Genomic DNA, 6,189 nt, shown 5'->3' with positions numbered 1-6,189 from the left:
TTGTGATGCGAGAGCTACTTCCGATTGTCCTACTGCGCTACTTCTTCCCGCTTCAATATCTGCCACCGCCTGATCGCCTGCCCCGCTTCTTAGATTCCCTGATTGTGCGAGATTTTGTCTTAGGGTTCTCTGCTGTGTGTCGAATGATTTATCTATTCCGCCCTGGATGTTTTGTCTATAGAGCTGTTGATTCGGGTCTCCCTGTTCCATTGACTTCTTAAGCATGTCTGTAAAATAACCATAATCAACCCCTGTGAATCCCCCGGCTGTTGTCCCCGGAGTAGTTTCGGCTAACATCATCTCTAAGCGTTTTTGATTGACCCACTCAGGCGATAAATCACCCCAGTTGCCACGTCCCTCGGCTTTACGTCTTTGTTTCTCGGCTTCTAAAGCCTGTTGGAATCGTTCTTCGAACGAAGATGTACTCTCTGGCATGTTATTCCTCCTTGAATGTGACTTTACCGTCCTTATCGATAAACATCCTACCCATATTATCTACAAGAATGTTTTCAAATTTTTGGGATATTCTTTTACAGAATACCTTTAATAATTCCATTATGCTATTCTGTACACTAAGACTTTGCATTTGTAAGTTCTGTAGTTTCTGTTCCTCTAACTGTACTTTCAAAAACTCTGTTTCGGATAACTGAAACTGCTTTGTTTTCATTGGTTTGTCTTTCGACTTCATTTTGTATTCTCCTTATAAAAAAACCACAACTAAACTCTTAAGAAAGAATTTAACTGTGGTTTTGAGTCCTTCAATACCATCGATATGTTAATTGTTTATTGCTTAGTAAAGACAACGCTAATATTACCAAATCCAATCACTATATTACTATTGAGAACACTGCCATTAAGTTTGCCCGATAATGTATTATCAATTAACTTACCCGTGAAACCCAAAGTAAAGTTATCGTAATATGTTGACTGTGAAGTGGAGAAGATATAATTTCCGTCAATTATTTTCCCCTTAACTTCCGAGATAAATAATTCATCAAAATAAAAATCCCCATTGAAAGTAGTTTCGCTTTCTTGGGAAAGATAAAGGGTAATTGTGCTGTATTTCCAAACACCGGAAATGTTTGGTTTTTCAGGCTCTACTACCGAAATTGATTCGCAACCAAACAAAACCGCTACGAAAATAAATAAATACTTTTTCATATTAACCTCCAATTAAAAACCCAAAGTGTTGCTTTCGGCTTGTCAACCGATTCATATCCTCGCAGATATAATACACTTTGGGTATCTAATCTTTTGACAACTTTTAAGCTATGATTAATATGTAAAATTATTTTCATATATACAAGATTAATTTTTATATAGCTACTACTTGGGTTAAAATCCCCTTACTGAAGGTAAAGTCATAAAGTGTTCCCCCGGTACCCGTTAATCTAATTGTATTACTTACGCCGCTTATTGCAGTTATAATACCACTGGCATCTGTAACTAAAGCATTACTCGCTGTTAATGCAGCCAGGTTTGATACGGTCAAGGTCGCTGGTGTAAAACTTGTGCCATCAGATACCAATGTCTTACCCGTATTCCCACTTGCAGCAATATTGTTCACTTCGGTTATTTGCCCAGATGAGTTGATTAAAAATGTACTCGACCCAATATTTAAACTTGCTCCGCTTATTCCCGCAGACGCAGAAAGCGAATTAGATGCTACATCACCACTTATGAATAATTCACTTGCAGTTATATGTGCTCTTCCAAGCCCAGAGGTATTTCCATACATTTTTAACACCTCTACACCAGAATTATTATATACATAAATAGCCTGATTAGCCCCACTTATTACAACTCTTTGCCCGCTTGTAGCCGTCTGGATTGTTCCACCGGTAATTGTTCCCTCGCCCATACTCACGTCTGTACCGTCAAACTTTATATATTTTGTCGAACCATTACCGACATAAAATCGAGGAGTACCTCCATTATATTGTAATTGAATCCCTTGATTTCCGAAAGTAGTACTGTTTATATTTATACTCGCAGTGCTCGCAACAACAGTAATATGCCCCGCAGATAAATCTGTAGAAGCCACTCTTTGATAATTTGTTCCATCGTCTATATCGTCTAATGTCCCTACTGCCGTTATTAGTTTTATGTGCCCTGATTGAATGTCTGTTATTGCTATTTTACCGTAACCCGTACCATCTGTTATATCGTCAAGTGTTCCTACTGCTTCACTCAACTTTATATGTCCTGCCTGTATATCGGTTGATAGTACCCTCGCATAAGATGAGCCGTCCGCAACATCATCCAAGCCAAGTTTCTCTCCGTTGGCGAATGTAGTCGTATTAGTTAGGGTAATTTCTCCCTTGATCTGTACAGCTGTTCCCGTCCACTTAAAATAATTTGTAGAAGACCCGACATTTATTTGTGGTATAGAACTATTTATTCCTATCCACCAGCCCGCAGTTGCATCTGCGTAAGAACTTTTTCCGCTTTTTAGAGAAGAACTCGTACCTAAAACTATTCCGCCTGCACTAATCGTTACCCCGGAAGTCAATGCGCTGATAGTTGCATCTGTAGCATTCTCCCATATAGTGCCGTTGTATTGCTTAAATAATCCCGTATCTGTCTGGAACCATAAATCATTTGTCGCCGGTGTCGCCGGTGGACTTGAAGATAAACTTCGATAAGTCTTATTCCCTGCTATACCACCCGTAATTGATAAATTAGTACCATCCCACCTAAGTTGATTAGTTGAGTTACCAATACTAATTTTTGGCACTCCGCCGTCATTCCCTATCCAAAAACCCGCAGTAGTGTCTACGTAACTTGTTTTACCTGCCCTCACATAACCACCGCTGCCAAGCGCTATATATCCCTTTTCAATATAAAGATTGTCTTTTATAAAAAGTCCGTAACCGGTCAAAGCGCCAAATGTTGCACTTGTATATCCCGCAAGATTTCCTAATCTCGCCTGGACTTTGGTTGTCGAAGACCATGCGGCTAAAGAATTTACTCCCGAATCTACATCCAGGAAAGGAGCGCCTGAGTCATCCGCCGAAATATAAATCAATCCCTGGCGTGAGGCATCTGTCGTATTACCCACGCAGACTACTTCGTCGCCTTTTTGGAAAGTGCCTGTAGTATAAACTACTACCGCACTATTACCGCTTACGCTTGAGACAACCGCCTCAACACTCCTCAGGACTGTCGTCTTGTCGGGTGCAACTCTTTTACTAATAAGTATATCGTTCGCCGCAAAAGAACATACTCCTAAAGCAGATGGGTCTTCAAAGGTAACAGTTGTACTCCCGGTTCCGCTTATTGATGCTACCTTACCGCCCCCAGGGCTTACTGCAAGGCTGCCTGCGCTGAATCTTTTTTGCATTACAAGAAATTCATAAACGGTAAGTGTACTTCTTACCATCATGTTATCTACTTCTAAGTAGCTTTTATCTGCATAGCTATTATCAAAGTCTATGTAAAATCCCTTGCCGTCAAATTTATAATTGCCTTCGGAATATCCCGTGTGTGAAAAAACTCCCTCATCTTTTAAAGTTATATCGTAAAGTATCTCATCGCTGTCTTGAAGCCCTACTCCGAGTTTATTTACCCTCACATCATCATCAGACGTAATATTTAATTTTATCCAAGAACCGGAATACATTAAATAATTTTTTACATGTTGCCCGTCATTTAAAATAAATGGCGTAAAGTCAACTACCGTGCCCGTTGTCGGTAGTCTATCTCCTGACTGGTAACGTGGATTATATAAAAAGCTATTATTTAAACTAAGCACGGGAACCTCTATTCCTTATACCAAATTTTATAACCGCACCATCAAATTCATTCAACCCCTTACCTGATATTTTATAATAAAAATTGTTTGTTAAAGTAAGGTCTCCGGTCATTGTGTCGGTGGGTGTCCGGTATTGCTTATAATCACTTGAATATGTAGCATTCGTAGAATCTGCAATTAATTTTTGTGTTACTGAATAGGGGTCTGCTATTAAATGAGAAACGTCCTGACCATCCCGCTTTTTATAAGTAGAGTTTAATTTTCTAAGTCTCATCGAATAAGTAGGATTCCGGTCTACAAATGTTTTAGATGTTATTTCGGAAATGATTTCTTCCGCTAAATCTAAAAAAACACTTGGGTCATATTTTGAAACGGTGTTTATCCCGCTATGTCCGAAAATTAAAGTATCTCTCGTGGTACCGTAAAGTTTCTCTATACCGCACGTCCACGTCTTAATCCCCGTATCTTCCGAAACAAACTCATACCAGGAATCTAACTTTTCATCATAAACAAAAAGCGTTGTATCTGCTATTACAAAAAACCAATTATAATAATTCGAATAAAAACAATCTCTAAACGTTGTTATATTTTTAAAACTATTTATTTTATTCAACGAAATAGGTTTTTCCATAAAATCAGGGAATCTATAAAGTTGGTTATTCGAAACAAAGTAAATCTTATCCCCCGCCTTCTTAATAAGGTGTTCTTCATCACCACCCTTTTTAGTATAGATGGCTTCAATTTGCCAATTTAGGGGATCACCATAAGTTACTATCTGGTAAATAGAATTTTTCTTAAAGATTATTATCCTATCCCCCATATCAATTAATTCCATTATCTCATCGCCATCATCGGGATTTATCTGTTTAACATTATAAGCGTTTACGGCGGCGGGTTGTCCTATTTCGCTATACATAAGCCCGCTTTTAATGGTCTCTGTCGATGAGGTAGGCATTTCTACGGTTAAAGATGCATCTGCAATTATATCCGTATAAGAGTATTCACCAAATCCCAGGGTAGTTAATTTATAATAAGTACTCCCCCCGACTTTAGTGCGGTAAATATTCATCGTGTAACTTGATGTAGGCGGTGTGGGTGGGTATGAAATGGTTACTGAATTATTAGCCCCCGATACAGATACAGTAACCTCAATGTAATCACTAATTCTCCCTGAATCGTCTGTTAATGCAAATCTGTACTTATATGTACCTGTAGTTAACAGACCGCCTACAGATGCCGCCCCCGCAAGCGTAAGGTCTGCTCCCCCGCTATACCCTGCCAGTGGGGATGCGTTACCATTCGTAAATTCAGGAGCAATCGGTATTTTTGTTGAACGTGTTATATTACCAAAAAAAATTCTTTCTTTATGTGCTAATATGGTCTTCGCTTTCGTAGGGACGGTTACAAAGGTAACTGTTTTAGATAAATCTAAAACGGTATCCGCATAGCTGTCTATAAAATAGGTTGTTGCATTATCAAGCGTAGCAAGCAGGTAATAAACTCCACCTGTATTTGTGTTCGAAATATTTTTTGTTCTATAAAGCATTCGTGCTACTACTCTCGAATCAGCACTCACTGGCAGACCGTCAAATCTTATTCTTTTCGTAGTAGATTCCACAAACCCGGGGAAAATATGAGAGAACGGTTGAGAGGGTGCAGATAATTCACCGAGATTAGTTACATAAACAAGTAAATATCTATAAAAAGGATAAGTGCCAAGTCTTAGGTTGCCGTCTGTTTCGGTGGATGAGCTTGAAATACCCGTAATTACGGGAGCAGTTACTTCAAGATTCCACGTACTCGAAAGGTCGGTCATAAAGATTGTATCTGTTCCATTCGATACAATAAATTTATCAAGATAGGGCACAATCCTGGTTTTAAGTCCTGTGGTGAGTCCGGTCTTTAAGTCACTCCAGGCACCTGTTCCCGAAGTACTTTTAATCAACTTAGTGCCCATTGACGCTAAGAGAATATTAGTCCCGCCCGAATTAACCGTATCATGTAATGAATTTATTCCCCCGCCTGCACTATTGGAATTAAACGCCGCCATTCCTCCTCGTTTAATTGCCTTGCCGCCAACCTTATCCAATATCATATTCTTAAAAGTTGCAACGTCGGTGGTCTTCAATAACTCAGGGTCTACAAACTCATTTACCCGCTCAATACCCTTTATCTCTATAGCTTGGTGCATTAATCATATCCACCCACAGGAGTATATTCGATTTCTTGTTTTGCACTCGAACCCGAATTTCCCCGTATTCTTGTTATGGTTAATTCATATTCTATTTTCTTTTCGTCAAAGCATCGTCCTAACATGTGAAGTAAAAGTAAGTCAAGGTATTTTTCAGGAATCTTTAGATAACCCGAAAACGTAGAGCCGTCAAAATCACCCCACTCACCACCCTCTGAAGGAGAGTACTTTAACGGGTTGACAT

At 39.2% G+C, this 6,189-nt stretch carries 6 protein-coding genes; all 6 read right to left on the bottom strand.

Annotated elements, in window-relative coordinates; translation table 11 throughout:
• On the bottom strand, positions 1-435 hold a 435-nt coding region (locus tag WCX19_RS14775), incomplete at its 3' end, for a hypothetical protein (protein ID WP_373009468.1).
• Between the two features lies 1 nt (position 436).
• Positions 437-688, bottom strand: coding sequence for a hypothetical protein (locus tag WCX19_RS14770; RefSeq protein ID WP_373009466.1), 252 nt, complete (start codon positions 686-688; stop codon positions 437-439).
• Between the two features lie 95 nt (positions 689-783).
• Entirely contained in the window at positions 784-1,161 is a 378-nt protein-coding gene (locus tag WCX19_RS14765; protein ID WP_373009464.1) for a hypothetical protein, read from the bottom strand.
• Between the two features lie 154 nt (positions 1,162-1,315).
• Positions 1,316-3,754 (bottom strand): hypothetical protein, encoded by a 2,439-nt coding sequence (locus WCX19_RS14760; RefSeq protein ID WP_373009462.1) that lies wholly within the window; start codon positions 3,752-3,754, stop codon positions 1,316-1,318.
• The gene (locus tag WCX19_RS14755) at positions 3,747-5,945 is read right to left on the bottom strand and encodes a hypothetical protein (protein ID WP_373009460.1); all 2,199 of its coding nucleotides are present in this window, start codon (positions 5,943-5,945) and stop codon (positions 3,747-3,749) included. The genes WCX19_RS14760 and WCX19_RS14755 overlap by 8 nt, the downstream gene beginning before the upstream one ends.
• Positions 5,945-6,189 (bottom strand): hypothetical protein (locus tag WCX19_RS14750; RefSeq protein ID WP_373009458.1); only part of this gene is annotated, 245 nt, incomplete at its 5' end. The genes WCX19_RS14755 and WCX19_RS14750, both read right to left, overlap by 1 nt.

The sequence above is a fragment of the Methanoregula sp. genome, from assembly GCF_041663825.1.
Lineage (GTDB): Archaea > Halobacteriota > Methanomicrobia > Methanomicrobiales > Methanospirillaceae > Methanoregula.
The sequence above is the reverse complement of the archived record's forward strand: the minus strand, read 5'-3'. Positions and strand labels throughout refer to the sequence as shown.

Bases quoted from the DNA above. Each gene is read 5' to 3' on its own strand.
- WCX19_RS14770 (WP_373009466.1), bottom strand. From the start codon at position 688: ATGAAGTCGAAAGACAAACCAATGAAAACAAAGCAGTTTCAGTTATCC.
- WCX19_RS14765 (WP_373009464.1), bottom strand. From the start codon at position 1,161: ATGAAAAAGTATTTATTTATTTTCGTAGCGGTTTTGTTTGGTTGCGAA.
- WCX19_RS14755 (WP_373009460.1), bottom strand. From the start codon at position 5,945: ATGCACCAAGCTATAGAGATAAAGGGTATTGAGCGGGTAAATGAGTTT.